The sequence below is a fragment of the Arthrobacter sp. UYEF3 genome, assembly GCF_040546245.1.
Classification (GTDB): Bacteria; Actinomycetota; Actinomycetes; order Actinomycetales; family Micrococcaceae; genus Arthrobacter.
The window spans coordinates 17,298-42,421 of record NZ_JBEPNK010000021.1 but is presented as its reverse complement, the minus strand read 5'-3'; the positions used below and the strand labels follow the sequence as shown (position 1 = coordinate 42,421).

The 25,124-nt window shown below is 65.1% G+C and carries 15 protein-coding genes; 1 reads left to right on the top strand and 14 read right to left on the bottom strand.

The window, feature by feature from the left end; genetic code table 11:
- Window positions 1-3: 3 nt before the first annotated feature.
- Complete coding sequence (locus tag ABIB14_RS14165) at window positions 4-1,443, bottom strand: polysaccharide deacetylase family protein (protein WP_354236552.1); 1,440 nt, start codon at window positions 1,441-1,443, stop codon at window positions 4-6.
- A 672-nt stretch (window positions 1,444-2,115) separates the two neighbouring features.
- On the opposite strand from ABIB14_RS14165, the gene ABIB14_RS14160 reads away from it, so the two are divergent.
- Window positions 2,116-3,132: a chitinase gene (locus ABIB14_RS14160; RefSeq protein ID WP_354236551.1), complete on the top strand. Its 1,017-nt coding sequence runs from the start codon at window positions 2,116-2,118 to the stop codon at window positions 3,130-3,132.
- A gap of 20 nt (window positions 3,133-3,152) precedes the next feature.
- On the opposite strand, the gene ABIB14_RS14155 is transcribed toward ABIB14_RS14160, so the two are convergent.
- The 13 genes from ABIB14_RS14155 to glmU form a co-directional block, all read right to left on the bottom strand.
- Window positions 3,153-3,773 (bottom strand): hypothetical protein, encoded by a 621-nt coding sequence (locus ABIB14_RS14155; protein WP_354236550.1) that lies wholly within the window; start codon window positions 3,771-3,773, stop codon window positions 3,153-3,155.
- A 335-nt stretch (window positions 3,774-4,108) separates the two neighbouring features.
- Window positions 4,109-5,116, bottom strand: coding sequence for a dTDP-glucose 4,6-dehydratase (locus ABIB14_RS14150; RefSeq protein WP_354236549.1), 1,008 nt, complete (start codon window positions 5,114-5,116; stop codon window positions 4,109-4,111).
- Between the two features lie 39 nt (window positions 5,117-5,155).
- Window positions 5,156-6,400, bottom strand: a complete 1,245-nt coding sequence (locus ABIB14_RS14145; RefSeq protein WP_354236548.1) for a nucleotide sugar dehydrogenase — start codon at window positions 6,398-6,400, stop codon at window positions 5,156-5,158.
- 841 nt (window positions 6,401-7,241) lie between these two features.
- Window positions 7,242-7,712 (bottom strand): Fe-S cluster assembly sulfur transfer protein SufU, encoded by a 471-nt coding sequence (gene sufU, locus ABIB14_RS14140; protein ID WP_354236547.1) that lies wholly within the window; start codon window positions 7,710-7,712, stop codon window positions 7,242-7,244.
- Between the two features lie 12 nt (window positions 7,713-7,724).
- Window positions 7,725-9,038, bottom strand: coding sequence for a SufS family cysteine desulfurase (locus tag ABIB14_RS14135; protein WP_354236573.1), 1,314 nt, complete (start codon window positions 9,036-9,038; stop codon window positions 7,725-7,727).
- Between the two features lie 689 nt (window positions 9,039-9,727).
- Window positions 9,728-12,379 (bottom strand): LuxR C-terminal-related transcriptional regulator, encoded by a 2,652-nt coding sequence (locus tag ABIB14_RS14130; protein ID WP_354236546.1) that lies wholly within the window; start codon window positions 12,377-12,379, stop codon window positions 9,728-9,730.
- 60 nt (window positions 12,380-12,439) lie between these two features.
- On the bottom strand, window positions 12,440-15,175 hold the full coding sequence (locus ABIB14_RS14125) for a helix-turn-helix transcriptional regulator (protein ID WP_354236545.1): 2,736 nt from the start codon (window positions 15,173-15,175) through the stop codon (window positions 12,440-12,442).
- Window positions 15,176-15,400: 225 nt separating this feature from the next.
- The gene (locus ABIB14_RS14120) at window positions 15,401-18,091 is read right to left on the bottom strand and encodes a helix-turn-helix transcriptional regulator (RefSeq protein ID WP_354236544.1); all 2,691 of its coding nucleotides are present in this window, start codon (window positions 18,089-18,091) and stop codon (window positions 15,401-15,403) included.
- Window positions 18,092-18,101: 10 nt separating this feature from the next.
- Window positions 18,102-20,843 (bottom strand): helix-turn-helix transcriptional regulator, encoded by a 2,742-nt coding sequence (locus ABIB14_RS14115; protein ID WP_354236543.1) that lies wholly within the window; start codon window positions 20,841-20,843, stop codon window positions 18,102-18,104.
- A gap of 141 nt (window positions 20,844-20,984) precedes the next feature.
- A complete protein-coding gene (gene pth, locus ABIB14_RS14110; RefSeq protein WP_354236542.1) occupies window positions 20,985-21,572 on the bottom strand; it encodes an aminoacyl-tRNA hydrolase in 588 nt (195 codons plus the stop codon).
- 108 nt (window positions 21,573-21,680) lie between these two features.
- Window positions 21,681-22,277: a 50S ribosomal protein L25/general stress protein Ctc gene (locus ABIB14_RS14105; RefSeq protein WP_354236541.1), complete on the bottom strand. Its 597-nt coding sequence runs from the start codon at window positions 22,275-22,277 to the stop codon at window positions 21,681-21,683.
- A 270-nt stretch (window positions 22,278-22,547) separates the two neighbouring features.
- Window positions 22,548-23,528 (bottom strand): ribose-phosphate diphosphokinase, encoded by a 981-nt coding sequence (locus ABIB14_RS14100; RefSeq protein WP_354236540.1) that lies wholly within the window; start codon window positions 23,526-23,528, stop codon window positions 22,548-22,550.
- Between the two features lie 5 nt (window positions 23,529-23,533).
- On the bottom strand, window positions 23,534-25,024 hold the full coding sequence (gene glmU / locus ABIB14_RS14095; RefSeq protein ID WP_354236539.1) for a bifunctional UDP-N-acetylglucosamine diphosphorylase/glucosamine-1-phosphate N-acetyltransferase GlmU: 1,491 nt from the start codon (window positions 25,022-25,024) through the stop codon (window positions 23,534-23,536).
- Between the last annotated feature and the right edge of the window lie 100 nt (window positions 25,025-25,124).

Sequence of the window (25,124 nt, the reverse complement as noted above, 5' to 3'; positions counted from 1 at the left end):
GATTTATGGGGTGCCGGCATCCAACATTTCGTAATCGTCGGTGGCAAGCTGGCCGTTGCTGAACAGGTTCAGACCAAAGCTGAGCCCTACGGCGTCTGCGGGCACAGCGGGGGTTGTCCAGCGGGCCTGTTGGTAGCCAGACGTGGCTGCAAACCAGGGGCTGGCCGTCCAGTAGGTCCAGGTGCCGGCCTTGTTGCGATAGTAAAGTTCGAACTGCGTTGGCGCCGTGGAGGTGTACCAGGCGCTGACTGTGTAGGCATGTCCGGCTGCGACGCTGGGCGAGCACTCGCCGAGGTCGAGTGTGGGCAACAACTTGGCGTCTCCGGACTTGTAGCCATTGACGTCCAGTCGGCGGGCGATAGTACCGCTACGCCCCGGCGTGAGGATGCTCAGCGAGGGGTTGCTTTCGCCGTAGGAGGAGACCTGCCAGCATTGCGGCAGACCGTACCTTCCCGCGGATTCCAGCCCGGGATTCTTGACGGCGTTGACTCCCGGGGGTGCGGGAGGTGCCGAGGGGCCCGCCACGGCCGGCTTTACAGCGCCTCCGATCACCTCGTGTACGGTGCGGACAGCCGTTGACTTGCCCTCGCTACGTGGTGCCAGCCACTCCGCGAAGTCTTTAAACAGCTGCGGGGTTATTGAGCGCGGAGATCCACTGTCGTCGATGTCGTAAAAGACCAACTGCAACCAGCCGCCACTCCCCTCCGCGGCCGTCACCACCTGCTGGAGGTTGGTGAGATTCCAGGTGTTGCCGATCTCGACTACTGAACGGGTCCGGAACGGATCTGCGGGTCGGACCGATTCCGCAACATCGCAATCTGCGCATCCGAAAGGGCTCCGGATGTCTGCGCTGCTGCGTGCGCTGTTATATCCGCAGGCAGCCACTTGGTTCTCTGCCGCCGGCGTGACGGCCCCGAAAGGGTAAGCAAAGGAGGCGACCTTAAAACCGAGGTCTGCGAGGTTGCTGCGGTCTGAACAGACCTGCCGGATGGCCTCATCGCCGGTGATGATGCTCAGGTCTGCGAGCGTCACGGTGTGGCCGCCGATTTCGTTTCCATCAGCCACCAAAGTGTGGAGATCGTCGACGCCCATGTAACCGGGTTCCTGCAGAAATCCGGAGTTGACGAAAAAGGTGCCGCGCATGCCTTCCTTCTTGAGCGTCGCTGCGGCCACCAACTGGCTGGAGCGGCCGCTGTCGAAGGTGAAACTCACGGTCGTCAGCGCCGGCCCGATAGCAGGAGGAGGGCTCGCTCCCGCCTCGTTAGGCGCCGGCGACGCAGTTTGAACTGTCGGAGCAAGGAGTGCGGGAACGGTCAGGGCGGCGAGAGCCAGCAGGGAGGAGAGGACCCAGACGGTTTTGACGTCGAACTTCCGGCCGGCTGCTCCAACGCGTTGCAGGACGGCCCCCTCCGGTGACTTCTTGGCCGCCGAGTTGTTCGTCATGTCAGTTGCCCCTCTCATCGTGCCAGCCGGTCCGCGCGGCTACCCGGGTATCGTCCGATCAACCGCGATCGAGCGTGTACCGGTCCATAGGAGCGGCGAACTGTTGCGGGAAATGGGCTCTTTGACTCTTGGCTCTCCACTCAAGTGAGTTGCCTTGGAGCCTGCGTACGTGGAGGGGGCTGCCGTCCAACAGCTTGTCCGCCGAAACTCGACGCCTGGCGCGGACCCGGTCGTGAATGTCCACACCCATATTGAGACCTGCTTCTTCCCCAATTTCCTTGCAACCGACATCCAAATCGTAAAGAGCGCTTGTCTTCAGGACACGAGTGGCCTCTACCCGTATTTCGCGGGGACATATTCCGAGTACTGGACACCACTTCTAGGTAATGGCCGTTTCAGTACTCGCTCCGCACGCCAGCCACGCGCATTGCGCATATGTGTCGCGGCACCTTGGCGATCTAGGAGCAATGCCGGCCCCGTGTGGGCTCGAGACGTGATGAAATGGTGTTGTCATGACAGTGCGGCAGAGGACAGAAGGGTCGAATGACAGCGCACAGCGACCTGGATCGGGCCACGGAACCACTGACGCCCCCGCGTGCGGGTCGCAGGGTCCGCCGTCCACTGCGGTGGGAGTGGAATCATCCCAGCCGGCGCGGAATCGTCGCCGCCTCAGTGGCGCTGATCTTAGCAGCGGTGCTGATCCTGGTGTCTAAATACGGCGCAGGCCGAGACGTCACGAAACCTGCTTGGTTCGCGGGCTATGCCGACGTCACCATCAGCCCCGCGTACGCCTTCGAAACGGCCAAGCTCAAAGACGTCATGATGGCGTTCATTGTCGCCTCTCCGGGAGAGCCCTGTGCGCCCAGTTGGGGGACTCGCTACAGCCTGGACGCAGCTGACCAGGCACTGAATCTGGACAACCGAATACAATCCCTAAAATCCCGTGGCGGCCGGGTAGCGATTTCGTTCGGGGGCTCACTGAACCTCGAGCTCGCAAATTCCTGCCGCGACGAATCGGCCCTAAAGTCCGCCTACCGGCAGGTCGTAGGGCGCTATGACCCGGTTGCCCTGGATTTCGACATTGAAGGCGACAACCTCCTGGACGCAGCCGCCGGCGAACGCAGGGCAAACGTCATCCGGGAGTTGCAGCTGGAGCGCGGGTCGCACGACGGCGAGCTCGAAGTCTGGCTGACGCTGCCGGCGTCGCCCCGGGGGCTAACGGATGGGGGCGTTACCGCCGTCGACCAGATGCTCGCCGCCGGGGTCCAGCTCGCGGGAGTCAACGTGATGACAATGAACTACGGCGAGAGCCGGCAACCTTCCCAAAGCATGCTGGAGGCCTCCACATCCGCTGCCACGGCCGTCCATGACCAGCTGAGTATCGTCTACCAGCGGGCGGGAATCAACCTCAGTAGCGAGGAGCTCTGGGCAAAGCTGGGCCTCACGCCGATGATCGGTCAGAATGATCTCCCCGGTGAAGTGTTTGATCTCGCGGCCACCCAGAAGCTTCGGGATTTTGCGCTTGGGAAGGGAGTCCAACGCTTGTCGATGTGGTCGCTGAACCGCGACCTACAGTGCCCTGATGGGGCCGGCCCGGAGACTGCCAGCCATGTCTGCAGCGGAGTCAACCAGGGATCCGGGCAGTTCTCGGAGATCCTCGGGGGCGGCCTGAAGGGGCGGATGGGATAAACTGCCACTCGCCCGGCCGTCTATTGGACCGGAGTCTGTGTCTCGAGTTTCAACCATGGGCCGGCAGGCACATCCTTACGGTCCACGAACTGCCAGTCCACCTTATCGTCCTGCCCGTTCAGATCCTTGAAGCCCAGGCAACCGTTGAGTGCGGGCGAAACGTCCATCCCTGCACCGTTGAATTCCTTATTTTTGGGCCGGGCGTCGTTATGGCCGAAAACGTATTCCTTGTCCTGGTACTGGCCAGGCCCGGCATCCTCGATCTGGCCGAAGCACTCCCTGCCGTTCATGCGGATTTTAACCCATCGATTCTTCATGTAACTGACTCGCGGATTGCTGGAATGCCCGGCCGGGGACGCTTCCTTCGCCCAGGGAATGACAGCCGCTCGTTCCCCGAAAGCGGCCGAATTGTTGATGTCGTCATAGGGCAGGTCCAAATAGAATGGATTTTCCCGGGGTGTCATGCTGCTGGGAAAGTAGCCGTTTGCGCTGGTCCTGGCCTCAGTCTGACAGCCGTTTTTGACCACGCCGTCGCAACCGCCGTAGCTTTGCATCCATTGGCTGTCATAGGTGGACAACACCTGACTGCCGTCCGACGCGCTGGGGTTGAAAATTTCTCCCACCCAGAACGTGGTCGCCACAATTCCCGTGTGCCACGGGTACCCCTCTTGCGACGTGGGGCTGGGCGCAGGCTGCGGCCCGGAACAGGACACCGCCAGGACTCCCACGAGGCCTGCTACGACGATTCGCTTGACGATTGATTCCGTATGCCGATGTGCTTTTTGCTCCACTGTGTTCCGCCCAGGCCGTCGATCACCGATAGATAGCTTTGAATCGTAGAACGGCCGCGCCTCCGGATATCAGCTCCGGATGCACGGCCGTCCGCCCCCAAGTGTTGAAACTTTGCTGTGCTGGATCAGAATAGCTTGGGAAAGTTCAAGAACCACCCCCATTCGGCGCGGCACCTGTTTACGGGCTAGTTGGTAGCCATCGTCACTTTCCACTGGACGGGGCTCGTGGCATTGTGGGGCCGGTGTTCTGCTGCGACGTTGTGGATGATCTGGTCGAGTGTCGTTTTCGGGTCGAATCCGACCAACTGTCGGGCCTTGGTGTTGTCCGGCACACGCCGGCGCATGTCCTCGTAGCCTTCCGCGTAGGCCTCTTCGTAGGGGACGAAACTGATATCGCTTTGGCTGCCCAGAAGCTCCACAATCCGCTCGGCAAGCGTGAGGATCGAGATCTCATAGCTTCCCCCGAGGTTGTAAGCGTTGCCGTGAGCCGAGGTTTCCGCCGAAATCCTGGTGATCGCGGGTACGATGTCCCCCACATACGAGAAGCACCGGGTCTGTTTCCCGTCGCCGTATACCGTCAGGGGCTGACCGGAGAGGGCCTGCTTCACGAGACGCGGCACAACCATGCCATAGCGACCGGTTTGCCGCGGTCCCACCGTGTTGAAGAGCCTCACGATGGCCACTTGCAGTCCGAACTCCCGCCAGTAGGCGTGCGCGAAAGCCTCGTCTATGCCTTTGGCCGCGGCGTACGTCCACCGGGATTTCAGCGCGGAGCCGAGAATTCGGTCGGCTTCCTCGCTCAGGCTGTCCGAAGCGTTCTTTCCGTAAATCTCGCTGGTTGAAGCCAGCAGCAGCGATGCGCCGGCTTCGAGGACAGAGTCCAAGACAACTTCCGTGCCATGGATGTTCGTCCGGAGACTCTCCAGGGGATGTTCGACGATCAGGTTTACCCCGACGGCAGCCGCCAGGTGAAAGACGCGATCGGACCCGGACACCACCTTGTCCACAGCTGTTCTGTCGAGGATGTTCCCCTCGGCGAAATGAAATTTGCGGTGGCCGATAACATTTCGCAGATTCTCCAGACGACCGGTGGAGAGATTGTCGAGCACGGTTACCTCGTCGCCTGCAGCCAGCAGGTGTTCGACAAGGTGACTTCCGATGAAGCCGGCTCCCCCAGTGATTGTGGTCTTCATTGCTCCTACTTTCCTATTCTGGCTGCCGCGGCAAAACGGTCACAACCGCGTCACGTTGGCGTGGGCCGGAAGCCGATAGGTCGTGTCCAAGACAGCCGGGGCGTCCGCGAGCCAGTCCACGTTCGTGGCCGAATGCTTGGTATGCATGATCACCAAGTCGGCCTCCCAAAGGTTTGGATCAGCGAGCGACTCAAGCTTGCCTCCCTGCCCGTCCGGCGCAGTCGGGCACCACTGGTCGTGGTAGGCCACCTCCGCACCGTCAGCGATCAGCTCGGCAATGATTTCCAGCGCAGGCGATTCCCGCAGATCCTCGACATCCGGTTTGTAAGCAACGCCCAGGACGAGGATCCGGGCACCCGAAAGGCCATGATTGCGCTCGGACAGAATTTTGCGGGCCTTCTCCACCACCTGATGGGGCCTGCTCGCGATGCCCGCCATTGCATGTTCGATCACCGGGGCGTTGACGCGGGCTTTCCGCAATTGCCAGAGCAAGTAGTGCGGGTCGCACGGAATGCAATGGCCGCCAACGCCGGGTCCGGGAGTGAACGGCATGAAACCGTAGGGCTTCGTTGATGCGGCATCGATGACGTCCATGACCTCCATGCCAAGTCCTTGGCAGATGTCCGCGAACTCGTTGGCCAGTGCGATGTTGACCGCCCGAAAGGTGTTTTCCACGAGTTTGGTCATCTCGGCCACATCAGCCGAGGGGACTTTGTGTACAAGTTTGGTACTCGCACTTAGCAGCGCCGCGGCAGCCTCGCCACAGGCCTGGGTTACCCCGCCGACCACCCTGGGGACATCCTCATGCGAGAAGGCATCCACCCCCGGGTTGATGCGCTCGGGCGAAAACGCCACGTATATGTCCCGTCCCGGAATCAGGCCCTTGGCAGCCAACGGCGCGGCGAGAAGATCCCGGGTGGAGCCGACGTAGGTTGTTGAGGTCAGCATCAAGAGCTGACCGGGAACGGCAAATTCGACCACAGACGCACATGCAGCCCGGAGAATCCCCAGATCAGGAACGAGATAGGGATCCACCGGAGTAGGCACGCAGACAACTACTGCAGCGGCACGTGCCAGCAAGGAAAGATCTGTGCTGATCATGAAGGCGGGGTCACGAAGGGCGATGTTCAAACGGGCTTTGTCAGAAGCAAGCAGGTCGGCCTCCTGGGAGCGGATAACTGCCAGCCGCGCCTCCGAAACATCGAGCCCGAGAACACGCCGGCCGGACGAATTGATAGCAAGCGCCGTGGGGAGGCCGACGTAGCCCAGGCCGACGATCGCCACATCGAAGGTGAAAGCCGGCGCCGCATCTGCAGTTCCGGTGAGCGCCCCGGCCGCAACGGCCTCAACCCGTGCGGGGTTTCTCGGCATTTCATCCGGCCACTGAGGCGCCCCGTCCGGCAGCGGCGGGACTCCCGGCGCCTTGGCTCGGCGATTCTTCGTTTTAGTGTTCGGCGTCATGATTCGTCGACCTCCCGGTTTCGTGCTGTCCCGTTGAATTTCTGTGCGGCGCTGAATAGGCCGACGACGGAGAGGACTGGGTTCAACGGAAATTTCCCAACTCGCCACCGGTTCAGAACTGGATGGCTGTTTCCGATCGAATGGAGGACGCCTGACCTCGACGAAGGGGGGACACAGCTTAGCGGCCCCCGATGCCGAGAGTCAGGTGCACTTTGCATTCCCCGGGAGTCCAGTTCTTCCCCGTGTTTTCTATGCCCCAACATGATTCAGAGTAAGAACCAAGCACTACTTCAGGCACGAGTGGGGTCTACCCGTCTTTGTTGCGGTTCCACAACGAGAGTGGCGGTCGAATACCCGCATACGCATCGTGTCACCACTCGGTTGGCTACTCGTCAGAGCCGCCGCCGGAAAAGCACACAGCGTCTCTTCCGAGCCATATTTTGTGGGTCACAAACGTAGCGGAGCGGTAACTTTCAGCGCTGCATCCACGGGTGCTCCATGCCCCGGTCCAGGCCAGCGCCCCGAGGATGGCCACCTGAACGAGGGCAGAAGGGGGCACGGAGATGAACTGCCCTTCAGGCCCGACTAGCTCTGAACCGAATAACTGGCTGCTGTCGCCGCGGCCAGGCGACCACACCGCAGCGCGCGCTCAGACGCGCCGGGATTAGCTTTCTGCGGAAATATCGGCAGAGGCCTGGCCAAGTGCGTCCTCGGCCGCCACCCAGGAGAGCATGGCGCACTTTACCCGGGCGGCATAGCGGGACACGCCTTCAAAAGCGGCCGCGTCGCCCAATATCTCCGGATCAGCCGCGACCTTTCCGCGGGAGCGCAGCACCTCGCGGAAGCTGTCGATCACGTGCTGCAGTTCCGCCGGTTCCAGGCCCTCGGCAAGGTCCGCCAGCACGGAGGCGGATGCCATCGAGATGGAGCATCCCTCGCCGTCCCAGCGCAGTTCACTCACCTTTCCGCCTGCCACCGAGACGCGCAGGGTGATCTCATCTCCGCAGACGGGGTTTAGTTGATGCGACTGGCCGCTGTTGGCTCCCGCTGGCACTCCGGTGGCGGCCAGCCCGCTGCCGTGTCGCTTCTTGGAATGCTCAAGGATGATTTGCTGGTACAGCTGGTCAAGACTCATGCAATGCCGTCCTCAGGCTTGGAAGTAGCCGCGGACACCCGCGACAGCGTCGAGGAACGCGTCGACGTCGTCCGTGGTGTTGTACAGATAGGTGCTGGCCCGGGTGCTCGCAGTGAGGCCGAGCCGGCGGTGCAACGGCTGCGCGCAGTGGTGGCCCACGCGGACAGCGATGCCACGGCTGTCGAGGAACTGTCCGACGTCGTGGGCGTGCACCCCTGCGACGTCGAACGCGGCAAGGCCGATTCGTTCACGGCCCGCCGCAGGACCCAGCACGCGGATCCCGGGGATGGCCTCCAGCCCTTCCACGAGCCGCCGGCCAAGTTCGGCCTCCCACGCGTGGATCCGGGACAGGCCGGTTTCGCTCAAATAGTTGGCGGCCGCCGCCAGCGCCACGGCCTGCGAAATCTTCTGGGTGCCGGCCTCGAAGCGCTGCGGGCTGGGAAGGAAGGCAGCCCGTTCCATGGTGACTGTGGTGATCATCGAGCCGCCGGTCAGGAACGGCGGCATGGCATTGAGCAGTTCCGAGCGCCCGTACAGCCCGCCGATCCCCGTCGGACCGAGCATCTTGTGTCCAGAGAAGACGGCAAAGTCCACACCGAGGTCATTGACGTCCAGGGCTAAATGCGGGGCCGACTGGCAGGCGTCCAGCACCACGAGGGCACCAACGGCCCGGGCGAGGGAGACCAGCTCGGCCACCGGGTTGATGGTGCCGAGGACGTTGGAAGCGTGGGTGAAGGCCAGCACGCGGGTGCGTTCGCCGATCAGCCGGCCGGCGGCCTCGAGGTCCAACGCTCCGGCGTCGTCGACGGGAATGAACTTCAGCGTGGCCCCGGACCGTTCGGCCAGCTGCTGCCAGGGAATCAGGTTGGCGTGGTGCTCCATCTCGGTGACCACGATTTCGTCGCCGGCGCCGAGCGCGAAGCGGGCCGCTTCGGCCGGGGCGCCCGGCAGGGAGGCGTTCAGGAAGGAATAGCTCAGCAGGTTCAGGCCCTCGGTGGCGTTGGATGTCCAGACCAGCTCGTCCGGATCCGCACCAATGAAGGCGGCCACGGTCTCGCGCGCGTCTTCAAAGGCTTCGGTGGCCTCCACCGCAAGGTGATGCGCGCCGCGGTGTACGGCCGAGTTCCTCTGCTCGTAGAACTCCTGCTCCGCCTCCAGCACGCTGAGCGGGTTTTGCGACGTGGCACCTGAATCCAGATAGACAAGCGGATGCCCGTTGACAGACCGATTCAGGATTGGGAAATCGTTGCGGATCCTCATAACCTCCTCATTGCCCAGCGCCGTGGCAGAGCGGAGGAGATGGGCTGGTGTGGCAACCATAGGCAGAAGCTCCTGGATCGGCATTCGCCGCGGCGCAAACGGCCTGCCCGATGGGCCGGTCCTATTACGTCACGCAGATTAGACCTAATTATCCCACGTTCCCGCGAAACTGATGCGCAATGCCCGCACAGTCAGCAAAATCGGTCCCGCCCCTGGTTAAGCGGGCCTAAGCGGTTGAGTCTCGGCCGCCGCAAGGACAAATACGCTGATACCCCTGGAATGAGAAAACGCCCTGCCTGCGGGCCATAGGTCCACAGGCAGGGCGTCAACAGAATAGTGCTTTTGAACGGAGCGGATATCGGGCACCGCGCCTTCCTTGATTCCCCATCTTTCAGTGGTGCAGACCATTTAAGGGAGCCGGCGGCGGCTGGGGGGAGAGCCTCGGTCTCAGAAGGCTCTGACGCCGCCGGCTCCGTCTTTGGGGTAGGGCTGCCGGTAAAGGCGCCGTACGATTCCAATGAAGGAGTTCGGTTATGAACGGTAAAACGGTCTCCGAACTGACCTAAGTCAATCGCGCCGGCCCAACCTGCACACGAGTAGGGATTACCCGACTTCTCCTGCGCTCTTCGTTATCCCACTACTTAGGCATACTCCCGCAAGGCGGTCTTGTCACGCGGTAGTCACGCAGGCGTCCGCATCGAGCCCGCAGAAAGCACTGATTAGCGCCCCAAGCGGGCAGCCGACCGGAAGATCCACTACGCCGGCGGCAGATCGCGCTGCACGTCGACGAGCTCGGCGCGCCGGCTCACGCCGAGCTTCCCGAAAATCCGATATAGGTGCCCCTCCACGGTCCGTTGGGAAACGGTCAGCTGGGCGGCAATCTCCGCGTTCGAAGCTCCGCCTGCCACCAGCTTCAAGATCTCGGATTCCCGGGAGGTGAGGTCGGCATAGTGTTCGCCGCGGATGATATCCATGTGTCCGGACATGCCCGCCGCGACCATCCGGTGGTGCACCTTGCGTTGGACGGCGGTGAGCTTCCACTTGTCTGAGTCGCTTTCCAGCAAATGCGCGGCCTGCTGGCCGGCTTCGAGCGCCAGCAGCAGATAGCCGGCGCTCATCGCCTGGTCGCTGAGCGCCGCGAGCTCGGCCGAGTCGGAGGCGGCGACTGCGAGCGCATAGGAGCGCAGCAGTAGCGCCTCCGGACCCTCGACGGCGGCGCTGCTGGCGGCCAGAGCCTCCGCGGCTGCCGCGTCCCCGCCGCGCAGTGCGAGCCGTCGGATATCGGTCTCCACGGCGCTGAGTCCCTGCCGCTGAGCCTCCGCCGCGAGCCGTTCGAGCTCGCCCGGGGCGCCGTCACCGTTTCTGCCCCTGGCGCTGCCAGTGGCAATTTCAGCGGCGCTGCAATAGGCCTCGGCAAGGAGTCCAAGGGTCTCGGGCTCCCGGTAGACGGCACTGCGGAAAGCAACTGCCTGCTCCCTCGCCTCGTCTGTGTGTCCGAGGGTGGCCGCTGCATAGGCAGTGGCGGCGTGGGCAAACGCAAGCAGTTCCCAAGGATCGGTGATCAGGAGTTCTTCCACCCCAAGCAGCAGCTCAGCCAAACTTTCCGGGATCCTCCCCTGCCGTAGCCTGGAGTAGCCGCGCATCACATGCAGCAGCCCCCCGCTGGACAGCAGCCTCGAGGGCAGGGCGGCGGTGTAGTCGTCGAGCACCGAAGCGAGTTCTTCCCATTCCCCGGCACGGATAAGGTTCAGGCAGTGTCGCGCCAGCACATCTTCGTAGACCAGGGGAAGGGCGAGCCCGGCGCCCTGCACCCCGCGCCATGCCTCGCGGTCGATACCCAACCCTGCCAGTACCCTGCCTTGGGCAGTCCACACCCCGGCGAGGCGGGACACCGCCGGAATCCGGATTTCCGGATTCTTCTCGGTGGCGGCGACAAGGTCCTGGAGCCGTGCCTGAAGTTCCGCGATCCGGCCGTCCCAGTTGCGCACGAGGATGCTGGTGGCGAGGCCAACGCTTGGCGCTGCCCAAAGGAGCTGTTCCTGACCGTCCGGGTCCGGCACTTCGGTGCCGGCCTCAAGCGGCAGTTCGATTGCTGTTGCCGGGCTTCCGAGCCGGGCGTAGAGCAGGGCAGCGAGATAGGACGCACGCCCGTAACGGACTGGATGCGCGGCCGCAAGGTGGCCCTCCGACGCCTCGGGCCGTCCGAGGATGTAGTTGGCATAGGCGAGCTGGATTCTGGCTTCGGACAGGAAGCCCTCCTCTCGTACGGCACCCGCGGCCCGGAGCGCGGTCGCGGGATCAAGGCCGATGTTGGCAGCGGTGGCGCCCCGGATCAGGTCCGGGGATGCTAGATCTGCGCCGGTATCCAGTGACCAGCGCAGCTGGTTGAGAAGTGAATCCGGGAGGGCTGCCGCCCACGGAAGAGCCAGGAGGTCGGCCCGGAGACCGGCGCTCCGGGCGGCCGGGACGCGGCCACGGATGATTTCTCCGATGAGCGGGCTGGCCGGCCGAACGATGCGGTCGAGGTTGCGTGAGACCGTGATGATCCCGGCCATGTCGAGGGCGTCGATGGCCCGTGGACTGCTGAACCGGAGAACTTGACCGAGTGACAGCGGGCCGGCCAGGGCTACTATGTCGGCCGCGGTCTGCTCCTCCGCGGTCATGGAGCGAACCTGGTGGTCCACCAGATCCGCGGCCAGCACGCCGCCCAGATCCGGCGGCGCCAGGAGAAACCACGTCCCGCGGCGCTGGCCGATGGATCCGGTAGTCCGCGCGTGGTCGATCAAGGACAACAACATGAACGGATTGCCTTCGGTGAGGTTGGCGAACAACTCGCTAACCCACGGAGACACATCTGACTGCAGCACCTGTTCGCAGAGCTGGTGCACCTCGGCACGGCTCAGGGGCGCCAGATCGAATTTCGCGATGATTCCGTCGTCCCACAGCGCCAGGAACTCCTCGGGGATCAACGGCCCGGGGCGGCAGGTTGCAAGCAACCTGGCCGCGCCGGTGGCAACGGCCTCCGCAACGAGTTGGATGGTCCCGCGGTCCAGGCTCTGAGCATCATCAATCATGAACAGCGTCCAGGTCGGCTCGGATCTCAGGTTGGCTGTCACGGCCCCAAGTACGGCCGCATAGGAGTCGAGGTCGCGTGCCGGGAGCCCTGCCAGATACGGGGCCAGCGCACCGAACGGAACAGCCGCCAGGGCCGGGGTGGCAGCGAGTCTGACCACTGTTCCTTGCGGCTGCAGCTCAGCCAGGACTGCTTTAGCGACTGCCGTCTTCCCGGACCCCGAACTGCCGACGATCAGGGCTCCTGCCCTGCCTGCGTCGCGAAGGCAGCGGACCACGTCCCTGACGACGCCGGACCTGCCGATCAGGGCTGCCGCGTCAGTCAGATTTTCCACTCAGGTCCACTCCCACCATCGTCGACCTCCAGCGGGGTACCCGGACGGGCCCCGTACCTCTCAACCGATCCGGGCGCTGGCCGCCGGACTCGAGATGACATCTTTGAGCTCCGATCGGCTCGCAACATGGAGTTTTGCGTATACCTGGTACAGGTGGCCTTCCACGGTGCGGACGGAGACGTGCATTTGTTCGGCGATCTTGCGGTTGGAGGCCCCCGCCGCGGCGCGGACAGCCACTTCGCATTCCCTGGCCGTGAGCGTGGACGTGGTCAACGAGTGCAGGCCGTTCTTGGGACTCCCGAATTTGTCATCGAGGGACTGTTCCGTACGCTGCGAAATGCGGAGCGCTATCCGGTTTCCGGCTTCGTTGGCGCAATAGACCGCCCGACGGGCCACATCGCGGGCAAAGACAGCGTTCCCGGCACCGTCGGCGTCCTTGGCAACAGCCAACAGCTGCTCGCTCGCGAATTCCTTCACCCCATCGGCCAGGCGCAGGCACAACAGGGCGAACTGGCCAGTCACCTGCCCGGCGATGCCGTCAAGTTTCTGGCAAAGCTGCCGATCCCCCAGCCTGGCCGCCGCCGAAAGGAAGAGCAGCCCTGTGGCTGGGGCGCCGGCGTCGGCGTCGCTGTCCGCTTCGGTTGCCAGCGTACGGATCGCAGAGGCCCGCTGGCCGAGTTCCGCCAGCGAGCACAGCTCGAAGTAGCGCGTCAACCGACGCACCAGCCAGGAACCTTGGCGTTGCGGCCGCGTCACGTCGGTGAGCAACTGGGTGGCCTTTTCCTCATCGCCGGCCAGCGCGGTCGCATAGGCGCATGCCGCCGTGGCAAGACCGGACAAGGCATCCGGGTCCTGGGCCCTGAGCTGCCACATACCGGCCTCAAGCCGCGGGATGGCACCGTCAAGGTGTCCGTTGTGGAGATCGATGACGCCCTGTCCGATCTCGAACATCCCGCCAAGGCGGGCCTGCGGCTCGTCTGTGGCGGACGTGGCCGAAAGGAAAGCAGAGGCGTCGCGGAATTTGGCGGACAACAGCATCAGGAGCAGGAACCGGCCACGGATTTCGCGCATGGTGCGGTCGGCCAATGGAACAGTCGCGGCTGCTGCGATAACTTGCTTGCCCAGCGCCATGGCGTCCAGGACATCGCCGCTGACGGCCATGGCTTCGCAGAGCAGGCTCGCGGTGAGAATCCCGGTCTCGGTGGCCAGCCCCGGGTTACGATCGGGCAGGAGAGCCAGGACGTCGCTATGGCGGCCCTCGAAGGCAGCCAGTTTACCCTCGGCGAGGCATAACAGTTCGCGCGCCGCCTCCAGCGCGGCCGGGTCTTCCACGGTTGGCGCCGCGAGACGGACGCGGACCAGGTCCAGTCTGGCGCGCGCCGCGGCGGAAGCACCAGGACCGCGCTGGTCCAGCTCCGCATACAGCAACTGCAGGGCCACCCACTCGACCAGCGGCAGATCCGCGCCGCCAGTACTTTCCAGCCCGCGAAGGACCCGCCGCGCCGACTCATCGTTGTTGACCGCGATGTGAGCCTGCGCGGATTCGATGGCCACGCCGGCGGTCGCACCGACGCCGTCGATTTCGTGGACGAATCTCAGCGCCGAGGTCGGGTCCGAGGCGTTGTTGGCCAGACGGGCGGCGGTCAGCGCCGTTTCGGTGCTGATCTGCTCCCCGCAGTCCAGAGCCCACGCCACGTCGGCGGACCCGGCGGGTTCGGCCTGCTCGGTATTCGCCAGCACGGCGGTGAGCCGGCGCCGGAGTTCTGCGCTGCGCCCCGGCGGAACCACGCCGGCGACGATCGTCGCGGTCACCGGGTTAGCGACACTGACCATCGGCGGGTGGTCGTGGCTGACGTTGATGAGGCCCCGCTCCTGCAGGTTGTCCATGTCTTGCGGGTTGAAGATCCCCATCAGTGTCTGGAGCGGAACGGCACCAGCGAGCGCCAGCAGTTCAAAAACGTCCCGCTGGCCGGGGCTGAGCCTGTTCAGCCGGGCTTTGATGACGTCGCGGACTTCACCCGTCAGGGCGATTGGACGGTCATTGAGAACCCAGACGCCCCCCTGCCGCACGATCGTGCTGAGCTTGATCTGTTCGCGGGCCAGCGAGTGGAGGAACAGTGCGTTTCCGCCGCTTGCACTCCAGAGCGCGCGGGCCGCCGTGTGCGAGAAGTGACCGCCGTACTCCTGGTTGAGCGTTTCGGCCGTCTCGGCGAAGTCAAACGGCTCCAGGTCAACCCGGCGAAGCAGGTCATCCTTCCAGAGGCCCATGATGTCGCCGCCGACGTGGGGCAGGTCCACGCACGCGGCCAGCAACGTCACGTGACCCCCGGCGCTGAGCTGGGCCACCATCATGCAGGAGAGGTCGTCCAGGTCGTGGGCGTTGTCCACAAAGATGACGATGGGGCGTCCCTGGGCTTTCGTGTGGAGCAGTTGGGTGAGTCCGCGGAGCACCATCAGCGGGTGCTCGAGATGGGACGAATCGAGGTCATTGAGGAGCACGCTTAGGGCGCCATAAGGAAGTTTCGACGAAATGGAACTACCCCGGACCTGGACGACCAGGTAGTCATCGCCAAGTTGCTCCAGGGCACGTTGGGCGATAAACGACTTTCCGGCGCCGTGTTCCCCCACCAATACGACGCCGCAACCGGAACCTGACGTCATCGTGCCAACGACGTCGGAAACGACCTGCTGCCGGGTGAATGGTTTTTCCTGCCGCCCCTTCGATGGTCGTTGTGCGAGTGAAATCGTGTCTGTTTTGCCGCTGCCCGCAGGCACGCCGGCTTCTTGCTGAAACATGGGAGAGACCTTCGCAATCAATGTTTGACCAGTGATAAATCCACAGTATGGACTTGCCACAGCAATGACATCCGTAGGTAGTACTCGATTGCACGGCGCGTACTAGTCGGGCGTCTACGCGGCTGTACTCACATGAAGCCGAGCGCCACCGGGGGCGAACCAAGTAGTCGCCGACGGGCCCGCAAGTGCCCCGGCCGTAATGCGTGCAGCTGAAGCAGGGAACACCTACTCCGCTACGATTCGGCGGAGTTCCTCGCGACCCCTGACGTTCAGCTTCGCGTAGCTCCGGTACAGGTGGCCTTCCACCGTCCGTACGGAAACCTGCAGCTCAGCAGCGATCTGCCTGTCGCTCAGCCCTCGGACGGCCAGCACCACGATGTCGCGTTCCCGGCGGGTCAGGAGTCCGAGGGTATCGTCTTGCCCGGCAGGCTCCTGCCCCGGCCCGCTTTCGGCCCGGTCACGGCAGCGCTGCCGTTGGGACAGCGCCATGCGCTCCCGAAGCACGTCGCCGGACTCTCGGTAGGCGCTTGCGGCTGCGCCGTACGCCAGGGCCGCGAACCCCCAGAATTCAGTTTCCTCACACGTCTTGGCTGCTTCCATCAGCTCCCCGGGCAGTCCGGTCCCGATCGCAGCGGCGTAGCCGCAAATGGCTGCCGCCCTGCGCCCCTCCAGCTCAGGCCGCAGTTCGCGCAGTCGGGGTGCCGCGGCCGTGTCGCCGAGCGCCAGCCTGAAAGCCAGCGCATCGAACTCCAGGCCGGCATCTCGTCGGCCGACGTCGGGCCTCCCGAGCCGCCGCAGCTCGTCCGCCGCGCCGTCGTAGCCGCCCAGCCGGGCCTTTCCGTAAACTACGGCCATCGCGGATAAGGAGCGCAGGTACCGGGAGACCGGCGGCCGGGCGGATTCGTAGTCGGCGAGGAACTCCGCGGCCCTCTCATTGGCACCCGCCTCCGCGGCCGCTGCGAACGCCATCGCTGCAGTCAGGGAAAACAGCTGCTGGGGATCCGCGACGCGCAGCGATTCGAGCGCTGCCCTTAGCGTTTTCGTGGCCTGGGCCGCCTTCCCCTGATACAGCAGCATAATGCCGGTAGCAGCGTGGACCCCGCCGCCGAAGGAGATCAGACTGGGTCCGGATCCGGCCACAAACCCTTCCAGCAAGCCTTCCGCCGCCTTCCAGTCGCCCCCGTAGACCGCCGTGGCGACGGCGCGGACCACGAGGAAGTTGGGGAGGAGGTACAGTTCGTCAGGTTCAGTTCCGGCCGCGTCCAGTGCCGCAGTGGCCGCACCGTAGGCGCTCTCCGGTTTTCCCTGGACCAGCAGCTGCTCCGCCTGCAGAGCCAGCCTGAAGGCTTTTTCGACATTGCCTGCCGGCGGCTCCTCCCCGGCCGGGCTGGAAGCGCGGCCGTCGGGCGTACCCAGGGCGTCGGCGTCGCCGGCGAGGGCCAGGACCATGGTGCGGATTGTCCGGACGCGTTCCCCTAAAGCGGCCAGAATGGCTTCGGCCTCGCCCGGGTTGTCCATGGCGAGCCGCTGCCCTGCGTGCAGCAGCGCTTCGGCGCGCCCCACGATGTCGGCTGCGGGGTGTCCCAGCGCGGACAGGACGGCAGCCCACAGGAGCGACCCGGTCAGAAGGCTGGCCAGCGTGCGCCCCTGGGCGAAATCTGCCTCCAGAATATCCCGTGCGGCCGCGTAGTTTGCGGCGTTGTAGTATGTGCGTGCTACTACCGAACGCGCCACGATCTGCAGTTCAGGGTCTTTAACCTGGGAGGCCGCCTTACGGGCGAATTCGTCCTCGAAGAGCCTGCTGGCGAGCACGGCAGCGCGGAGCAACTGCCCGTCCTCGACCTCGACGCCGCATTCCATCGACCAGCTCACGTGGCGGAGCAGCCCCTCCGCCGAGGCTGGTTCCCGGTCCATCAGCCGCAATAGGCTCTGCCGGAGCTCGAGGCTGCGCGCAGGCGAAATCAGGGTCCGGAGGGTGTCACCGTAGACGGGGTGCTGCAGACGCAATTCGGCCTCAGGTGCGTCCGACACGCGGATCAGCTCCTGCTCGATCAGCCCCGTCACGGTGGGGCCGTTGACCAAGGCTTCAATCAGGAGCCTGGCCACCGGTTCGGCCAGAGCCACGAGGTTCAGGGCCTTGCTTTCTTCGGCGGAGCGGCGGAGCAGCTGGCGGCGGACGACGTCGGTCAGCCGTTCGCCGTGGCTGTTCAGCTGGCGGGTGAGCAGCCAAACCCCGTTGCGCTGGAGCAGCGTACCGTCGCTCTTCGCGTCGTCGATCAGGGAGCTCAGCAACAGCGGGTTGCCCGCAGACGCGGCCCAGAGCATCTCGGCGACGGCGGGCAGGACCTGGGGGCCTAGACGCTGAGCCAGGATTTCGGTCGTCTGTCCCCGGGTGAGGGGTCGCAAGTCATGTCGTTCCGCGATGCCCTCGAACCACAGCTGCAGGAGCGGCTCCGGCAAGCCGGGGCGGGACGCGGCACCGACGAGCAGCTTGGCCCAGCCGGCAGCAGCGAGTTCCGCCAGGACCCCCGCCGTGGCCTCATCCAGGTCGTGGGCGTCGTCGACAATGAGCAGCAGCGGCTTTTGGGTCACCCTCTGCTGCCCTTCGAGGTAATCCCAGAAGGTCCGGAGCACGACCAGCTGCGAGGTGGCGTCCTGCACTGGCAGGTCCACGATGAATGGCGCCAGCACGCCGTAGGGCACATGGCTCAGGGCCTGGCTGCCGTGCAGGCGCACTGGCGTCACCTGTCCGCGCAATTGTGCGGCAACGGCCTCCATCAGCGTCGACTTGCCGATCCCGTGCTCGCCCAACAGCAGGACGGCGACGTGTGTTACGCCCTGGAGCGCGTCCACTGCCGCGCTTAGGTCATCGGACCGCCCTGTCACACCGCGGCGCTCTTCCTCGGCGGGAGTCACCGCACGGGCCCTAGATGAGTCCAAGCAGATCACTCCGTGACGATACTCCGAACTTCGTGAACACCTGGTACAGGTGACCCTCGACGGTCCGAACCGAAATCCCCACTTCCTGGGCGATGTCTTTGTTGGAGACTCCGTTCCCTGCAAGCGCCGCGATTTGCCGCTCCCGTTCGGTCAGCAGCGGGCCCTCGTTTCGCGGAACGATGGGCAGCGCGGGCACCGACGCGGACAAGGATTCGAGCATGCTCTGCGCGGCCGCGGCGATCCCTGCCAGGCCGGCGGCCCGGGCAAAGCTGAAGGCGAGAGCGGCGCATCTGGCCTGCATGGCGTCGAGCTCAAGCCCTGCGGCGAGGTCGGCAGCTTCGAGCATGGTCGCGGCGTCCTTCTTCCGGCTGCCAACCGCGACCACCCGGGACAGTTCCGCGAGCGGGCCTTGCCGCCGCCCGGCGATCCCTTCCATGAACTGGAAGTCCTTGGCGGTGCCATTGACGGTCGCCCCGAGCATCCAAATGCCGGCCAGCGTGTAACGGCCGTCCCGGAAGTGCCGCTCAGCGGCGTGGACCAGCCGTTCTTTGGCGTCGGGGTCGCCCAGCCACCGGGAAGCCATGTCCATGCAGAACTCGGCCGAGCTGCTGACCACGAAGCGCGCTGGCCCGTCAGCGGACCGCGCGCGGTCGAGGTAGACGGTGGCCTGCACGGAGTTCCCCATCTGCGCGTAGGCAAAAGCCGCGGCGGCGTAGGCCTGCCGCAACGCATGCAGGCTGGTCCGGACTTCGAGCTGGGCGATCGAGGCGAGGAGCGGATCCAGGGCCAAATAGCCGCGCCCGGCATAGACGTAGGCGAGCCCGACGGCGAGGTCGGTGGCGGCGCTGCCCGAGTGCAGTCCGTGCCCGGCGCGTCCGCTGGCATCTTTGAGCATGTCGATGCTCTGGCGCCATTGGCCGGAGAGCAGGAGCACGTTGAACGAGCGCCAGGCAAAGTTTTCACGAATCCGCGGCACGTTGGACCATTCGCCCAGTCTTCCGGCCAGTTCGCGCATCAGTTGCCGGGCCTCGAGTTCCTTCCCGGTCATGCACAGGGCTTCCATCAGGATGATCGAGGTCCGGAATCGGTGGACCGGGTCGATGGCGTCGCTGCTGGTGGCTGCGGCGCTGAGCCGTTCCATCATCGGCTCGTACTCGCCGATGAAAGAGAGGTAGGTGAACTCGCAAAGATCAAGGCAGAGGCCGGCGCGGGCCAGCGCGTCCGCGTCGGCATGCTGGTCGCCCAGTTCGAACTCTTCCAGCCGCAGCCGGGAACGTCGAAGGAGTTCCGGGACCTTCCCGCTTTGGTCCTCCAGCCACGCCATGCAGTCGGCCCTTGCCGCGACCAGTTCGGCGAACGGCTCAGGCGCAAGCAGGTTGATCTGTACCTCGGCTATGTCGTCCAGCGAGGACATCGCTTGGAGTGGCAACCCCAGCTGCAGGTACGCGGCGGCCTTCTGCTGCTGTCCGCCGGGCCATTCGCTGTCGCTTGGGCGGATGCCGCCCGCGCACTTCAGCGCGAACTTAGGGTCGAAGAGGCCTACAGCGGCTCGGGCGGCCGCCAGCGCATGGGCCGGGGCCAACTCCGCGTGGCAGTCGTGCGTCCACGCAGCGTAGGCCAGCAGGTCCTCCACGCTGAGCTCCGCGAGTTCGTGTTCCTGATGGCCCGGAACCTTGTCGCGCAACTCCAACCGGCGCTCCACTGTGAGCCAATTCCGGACGATGTCGCCCAGGTAGCGGTCCCCGAGTGTCACGAAATGCCGGTCCGTGCGGTCGACGAGGATCTGCCCGGCGTCTTCCATGTCCGCGATGAGACCCGGGTCATACATCTTCGCAAGCCGCGACAGCGACATACTGCGGGCGCAGGACAGCACCTCGATGGCTTCCCGGGCCAGTGGGGTTTCCCGCGCGTACCGTGCCTTCACGATGTCTTCGAGGGCCGTTTTGCCGTCCAGGACTACCTCATCGACCAGGGTCCACACCGAGCCGGCCAGCACCAGGTTTCCGCGCTCCATCTGCTCCGAGACCACTGCCTGCAGGAGGGTGGGGCTGCCGCCGACCAGTTCGTGCAACTGCGAGGCCAGGGCTGTCGAAACCGTGTGCCCGAGCGCGCCCTGGAGCACCCCGCGGGTTTCAATCTCGGTCATGTTGGCGAGCCGGACCTCGGCCAGTTGCCCGGAGGTGATGAGCCAGTAAAAGTCGGGTGGGAGGTCGGTGGCGCGCTGTGCGGTGGCTACGAGGCGGCCGGTTCCGGTCTGCAACAGGTTCAACAGAACCCCGGTGCTTTGTTCGTCCAAGGAACCGGCATTGTCCAAAAGAATGACGCATTGACGCCCCGCGGCATCGTTGCGGATCAGTGAGGTGATCCCGTGCAGGATCGCCGTGGGCGAGCCAAGCGAGCTTTGCGGGAGCCGGGCGAGCGTGAACGCCAAGCATCCATACGGAGTGGACGTGCCCGACCCGGGGCTCCTCAACTGCACCGTATGGAAGTCCGGACCAAGGCCGGCGAGTGCGCTGCGTCCGACGAGGGACTTCCCCACACCGCGGTCCCCGGTAATGACGACGCCCATGCCGTCACGCGCAGCCAGGGCGGCTAGGACGCGGTCAGCGTCGGCACCGCGTGACAACCGTGCCCACGCATGCCTGTTGAGTGCCCCGGCGGCGTGTTGATCGCCAGCCAGCGCCAATGTGATGGGAACATTCCCCCAGCCCAGCGAATCCCTCGACATCTAGTTTCCTTTGCACCGCCTGGCGGCCGGCAGACCGGCACCGACCGCTTAGACGTAGCGTAACTCTATCCCCCGACAAGAGAGTAGACAGATCATAGCGGCAAGGCGGGATGATTGGAAAGGATTCGGGGCGGTGGCGGGCTAGGTGGCCTTCGCGGGGTGGAACTTTTGCTGGGCTGACTGGAGTCCGTCCCGCACGAGGGACTCCACGGCGTCGGCTGCGGTGTCGATCAGGAACGGCAGTTCCTTCTTCTCTGCGGCGGCGAAGTCCCGCAGCACGAAATCAGCGGTGTCCATCCGGCCCGGCGGCCGGCCGACGCCCACACGCACGCGCAGGTAGTCTTTGGTGGCAATTGCCTTGGAGATGTCGCGGAGCCCGTTGTGGCCGCCCTCCCCGCCGCCGAGCTTGAGTTTGACGCTCATAAAGGGAATGTCGATCTCGTCGTGGACGGCAATGACGCGGGCCGGGTCAATGTCATAGAACTTCGCTAAAGCGGAAACGGGACCACCGGAGACATTCATGTAGCTGACGGGCTTTGCCAGCACCACCCGCGGGCCGCCGACGCCCAGCCGGCCTTCAAGAACCTGGGCCCGCGCCCTATGCGACTTGAAACTGCCGCCGAGCCGGGCAGCGAGTTCATCGAGCACCATCTGGCCGACATTGTGCCGGTTGTGGGCGTACTCGGAACCCGGATTGCCAAGGCCCACTATCAGCCACGCGTCAGTCATAGTTCAATCCTTAATGGTGGGGCAGCCCGGGTCGAGCGGCAGGATGGGCGGGCGCTGCAGACGACGGAGGCCGGGCCCCGAAGGGACCCGGCCTCCAAAACGCCGGAACTACCCGGCTGAGACCGAAGAACCTTCGGTGGTCTCGGCCGATGCCTCTTCCTCGGAAACCTCGGTGGCCTCGGAGATGTGAACGACGAGGGCCTCGGCGTCGGCCAGCAGGACAGAACCCTTCGGCAGAACCAGGTCGGAAGCGTGGATGTGCTCACCGGCCTTGCGCCCCTCGATGCTGACCTCGACGGAGGTCGGCAGGTGAGTGGCCTCAGCCTCAAGGGAGACAGTGGTCATTTCCTGGTTGTACGCGTTACCCGGAGCAAGCTCGCCGGTCAGGTGAACGGGAACGTCCACGGTGACCTTCTCGCCGGTGCGGACAGTCAGGAGGTCGAGGTGCTCGATGATCTGCTTGATCGGGTTGCGCTGGATATCTTTGACGAGGGCCAGGTGCTCTTCGCCGTTGATGTCCAGGGACAGCAGTGCGTTGGCACGGCGGACGGCCAGGGTGGTGGCCTTGGCCGGCAGGGTGATATGGATGGGCTCGGCGCCGTGGCCGTAGATGACGGCCGGGATCTGGCCTGCCATGCGGGCGCGGCGGGCAAAGCCCTTGCCGAATTCGGCGCGTACTTCTGCTGCGAGCTTCTGCTCAGACATGGGTATCTCCTGTGGGATGAACGGGGTTCAGCAAGGGCGGAGGTCTGGCAACGACCTTCGACGCCGGGCGGCACGGCCGCCCTTCAGAAGGGAGATTCAGACCCAGTCGATAACGGAGACCAGCAATCGGATTTCCCGTGTAGACGGTATCCCGGTGCTCTCCCTCGCCAAGGTATCGGAATGAGTTTAGCAGTGCCGGGCCCCGTTTCGCGAAAACGGGCCCGGCGCCGGGGTCGGGGAACCCGGATGGGCGCCCGGCAGGACCGATGGTTAGGCGTTGCCGTCGAAGAGGCTGGTCACGGAGCCGTCGTCGAACACTTCGCGGATAGCACGCGCGATCAGCGGCGCGATAGACAGCACGGTGAGCTGCTCGAAGTGCTTGTTTGCGGCGATCGGCAGGGTGTTGGTGACAACTACCTCGCGGGCGCCGGACTCGGCGAGGCGCTTCGGCGCCGGGTCGGAGAACACGGCGTGCGTCGCTGCGATAATGACGTCCTTTGCACCGGCATTCTTGAGCACCTGGACCGCACCGGAAATGGTTCCGCCGGTGTCAATCATGTCGTCGATCAGTACACAGGTGCGGCCCTGGACCTGGCCCACGACGGTCTTGGAGACCGCCTGGTTGGGCACCGTGAGGTCGCGGCTCTTGTGCACGAAAGCCAGCGGAGCGCCGCCGAGGCGCTCCGCCCACTGTTCGGCGACGCGGACGCGGCCGGTGTCCGGGGAGACGACGGTGATATTGTCCGAACCCACCCGCGTGCGGATGTACTCGGCCAGGAGCGGAATGGCCATCAGGTGGTCCACGGGGCCGTCGAAGAAGCCCTGGATCTGAGAGGTGTGCAGGTCCACGCTCATGATGCGGTCCGCGCCGGCGGTCTTATAGAGGTCCGCGACCAGCCGGGCCGAGATCGGCTCGCGGCCGCGCCCCTTTTTGTCCTGTCGGGCGTACGGGTAGAACGGCGAGACCACTGTGATGCGCTTGGCGGAGGCCCGCTTGAGCGAATCGATCATGATCAGCTGTTCCATCAGCCAGTTGTTGAGCGGGGCCGGGTGGGCCTGGATGACGAAAGCGTCGGTGCCGCGGACGCTCTCGCCGGCCCGGACGTAGATCTCGCCGTTGGCGAAGTCGTAAGCGTCCAGCGGCAGCAGCTCCGTGCCCAGCTCCTTGGCGATCTCGCGCGCCAGCTCCGGGTGTGCGCGCCCGGCGGCAAGCACCAGCTTCTTTTCGCCGCGTGCCGTAATTTCGCTCATGTTTGCTAGCCCTCTTCTGTTGTTGCCGGAGTAGTGGAGGATGTGGGGGTGGCGGCAGCGGCCTCGGCCAGCGTGGCGGAGATGGAACCCGGACGGTTCGCCGCGACCCAGCCTTCGGAGTTCTGCTGCTTTGCCAGGGACAGGACCAGGGCGCCGGCGGGCACGTCGTTGCGGATCACGGCACCGGCGCCGCTGTACGCGCCGTCGCCCACGTTGACCGGAGCCACGAACACCGTGTTGGAGCCGGTGCGGACACCGGAGCCGATCACGGTGCGGTGCTTCTTCACGCCGTCGTAGTTTGCCGTGATGTTGCCGCAGCCGATGTTGGTGTCCTCGCCGATCTCCGCGTCGCCGGCGTAGCCGAGATGGGAGAGCTTTGAGCCGCGGCCGATCGTTACGTTCTTGGTTTCGTAGAACGCGCCGATCTTGCCGGATTGGCCCAGGACTGTCCCCGGGCGCAGGTAGGTGAACGGGCCGACGCTGGACCGTGCACCGATAGTGGCGCCGGATCCGTGGGTTCGGATCACAGTGGCGCCCTCCCCCACCTGGACGTTGGTCAAGGTGGTGTCCGGGCCGACGACGGCGTCGCGCGCCACCGTGGTGGCCCCGTGCAGCTGCGTGTTGGGCAGGAGCCGGACGTCCTCGTCGAGGGTCACGGTGGCATCGATCCAGGTGGTGGCGGGATCGACGACGGTGACGCCGGCGCGCATCCAGGCCTCGACGGTGCGGCGGTTGTGCTCGGCACCGAGTGCGGAAAGCTGGACGCGGTCGTTGGCACCTTCGACCTGCCAGCGGTCCTCGGTCACAACAGCGGCGACCCGGCCGCCGGCGGCCCGCGCCAGGGCCAGAACGTCTGTGAGGTACTTCTCGCCCTGGGCGTTATCGGTGGTGACGCGGGGCAGGAATTCCCGCAGTACCGCGGCGTCGAATGCGTAGATGCCGGAGTTGATTTCCCGGATTTCACGCTCCGCATCGCTGGCGTCCTTGTGTTCCCTGATGCCGGTCACGGTGCCGTCTCCGGCGCGGAGAATGCGGCCGTAGCCGGTGCTGTCGTCGAGCACCGCAGTGAGGACGGTAACGGCGTTGCCGTCCTCCTCGTGGGCGGCCACCAGATCGGAGAGCAGTTTGCCGGTGAGTAGCGGAACGTCGCCGTACGTGACGACGACCGTACCACTCAGCGGCTTCTCCGGGTGGAGGGCATCGAGGGCCTCCAGTGCGGCTTCAACGGCGCGGCCGGTGCCGGGCACGTCGTCCTGATCGACGATCAGTGCTTCCGGATCGAGTCCGGCGATGTGCGAGGCGACCAGATCGCGTTCGTGCCGGACCACGAGGGCCAGTTCGTGCGGCCGGAGGGCGCGGGCGGCGGTCAGTGCGTGGCCGACCAGGGAGCGACCGCCGATTTCGTGGAGGATCTTAGGGGTACGGGACTTCATCCGGGTACCGGCACCTGCTGCTAGGACAATGACGGCGGCGGGGCCGGTGTTCTCGGGGCTCACGTACGGGCTCTCCTTGCTCAGTGGCCTGACTCAGTGCCGGACCACGTTCCGGCCTCGGCATCCTCTTCATTCTACTGGACTGCGGCCGGCCCCGACCCGG

What these genes read in the sequence shown, in the direction of transcription:
- sufU (WP_354236547.1), bottom strand. Translation starts at nt 7,712, where the DNA reads ATGAGTCTTGACCAGCTGTACCAGCAAATCATCCTTGAGCATTCCAAG.
- ABIB14_RS14125 (WP_354236545.1), bottom strand. Translation starts at nt 15,175, where the DNA reads ATGTTTCAGCAAGAAGCCGGCGTGCCTGCGGGCAGCGGCAAAACAGAC.
- ABIB14_RS14165 (WP_354236552.1), bottom strand. Translation starts at nt 1,443, where the DNA reads ATGACGAACAACTCGGCGGCCAAGAAGTCACCGGAGGGGGCCGTCCTG.
- ABIB14_RS14115 (WP_354236543.1), bottom strand. Translation starts at nt 20,843, where the DNA reads ATGTCGAGGGATTCGCTGGGCTGGGGGAATGTTCCCATCACATTGGCG.
- pth (WP_354236542.1), bottom strand. Translation starts at nt 21,572, where the DNA reads ATGACTGACGCGTGGCTGATAGTGGGCCTTGGCAATCCGGGTTCCGAG.
- ABIB14_RS14105 (WP_354236541.1), bottom strand. Translation starts at nt 22,277, where the DNA reads ATGTCTGAGCAGAAGCTCGCAGCAGAAGTACGCGCCGAATTCGGCAAG.
- ABIB14_RS14150 (WP_354236549.1), bottom strand. Translation starts at nt 5,116, where the DNA reads ATGAAGACCACAATCACTGGGGGAGCCGGCTTCATCGGAAGTCACCTT.
- ABIB14_RS14100 (WP_354236540.1), bottom strand. Translation starts at nt 23,528, where the DNA reads ATGAGCGAAATTACGGCACGCGGCGAAAAGAAGCTGGTGCTTGCCGCC.